1 protein-coding gene is annotated in these 1,505 nt (G+C 67.5%); it reads left to right on the forward strand.

All coding sequences use genetic code 11. The annotated features are described in order from the left end of the window. Nucleotides 1–1,505 (forward strand): type VI secretion system Vgr family protein (locus tag FAS41_RS30665; RefSeq protein WP_138527022.1); only part of this gene is annotated, 1,505 nt, incomplete at both ends.

Genomic DNA, 1,505 nt, shown 5'->3' on the forward strand with positions numbered 1-1,505 from the left:
CGCTTCAGCATGGACGAGCGCCTGCGCATCGAGGTGCTGGAGTTCCATGACGACCAACGCCATTACCTGCCCGCGCCAGCCCTGCCGTTGCGTCCGCTGTCATCGCTGGAGTCCAGCGGCCAGGATGCCGTCTGGGGCCTGCAGAGCCGCGATGAACTGGCGCTGCAGCAGGTCAGCAACCGCGCCTACCACTACCGCGATGCCGGCGCTTCGCTGGATGCGCAGGTCGACCTGCTCAAGTCGCCACAGACCACCTATGGCGAGGCCTATCACTACGGCGAGCCGCACCAGACGCTCGGCGACGCCTACGCCCAGGACGAAGACCTGGAGAGCGAGAGCGGCTACTTCTACGCGCGCCTTGCCCACGAGCGCTACCTCAACAACCGCACGCGCCTGACCGGCAGCACCAGCAGCCCCGTCCTGGTCCCCGGCCAGGTGCTGAAGCTCGATGATGTCGACGAGGCCTATGCGCAGGGCGCGGTGATCGTCCACCTGCACAGCAGTGCCGCCCGCGATCGCAGTTTCGAGGTGCAGTTCGAGGCCATTCCCTATGACGAACAGGTCTGTTTCCGCCCCGACGTGCCAACCAAACCCGTCATCGCCGGCAGCCTGCCGGCGCGCGTCACCAGCCCCGAGCCCAACGACCTGTACGGCCACATCGACCAGGAAGGCCGTTACAAATGCCACTTCCTCTTCGACCGCGACCATTGGCCGGCCGGCCGCGAGAGCCTCTGGCTGCGCCTGGCGCGCCCCTATGCCGGGGATACCTATGGCCTGCATTTCCCGCTGATCCAGGGCACCGAAGTCCGCGTCGAATTCGAAAACGGCGACCCTGACCGGCCCTACATCGCCCACGCCATGCACGACTCGCGGCACCCCGACCTCGTCACCCTGCAGAACTACAAGCGCAACGTGCTGCGCACGCCGGCCAACAACAAACTGCGGATGGACGACACGCGCGGCCAGGAGCACATCAAGCTGTCCACCGAGCACAGCGGCAAGAGCCAGCTCAACCTCGGGCACCTGGTGGACGCGCAGAAACAGAAACGCGGCGAAGGCTTCGAGCTGCGCACCGATGGCCACGGTGCCGTGCGTGCCGGCAAGGGCCTGTTCATCAGCGCCGACGCCCAGCCCGGCGCCCAGGGCGAAACGCTGGACATGCAGGCCGCCGTTCGCGAGCTGGAGCAAGCCCTGCAAGAACTCCGCGGCATGGCCCGCGACGCCGCCCTGGCCATGGTCGAGGCACCGGACCTCTACGCCCCCGAACAACTCAAGGCCGCCCTCGACCTGCTGCAGCAACCCGGCATCCTCGCCAGCGCCCCGGACGGCATCGCCCTCACCAGCGGCCAGCACCTGCAGATCGCCGCCGCGCAGAACCTGATCGCCACCGCCGGCGCCAACATGGACATCAGCGTCGCCAAGCGCTTCACCACCGCCGTCGGCGAAGGCATCAGCCTGTTCGCCAGGAAACTGGGCATGAAGCTCTTCGCCAACCAGGGCCCGGT

The organism is Pseudomonas nicosulfuronedens, from assembly GCF_005877905.1.
Taxonomy (GTDB): Bacteria; Pseudomonadota; Gammaproteobacteria; order Pseudomonadales; family Pseudomonadaceae; genus Pseudomonas; species Pseudomonas nicosulfuronedens.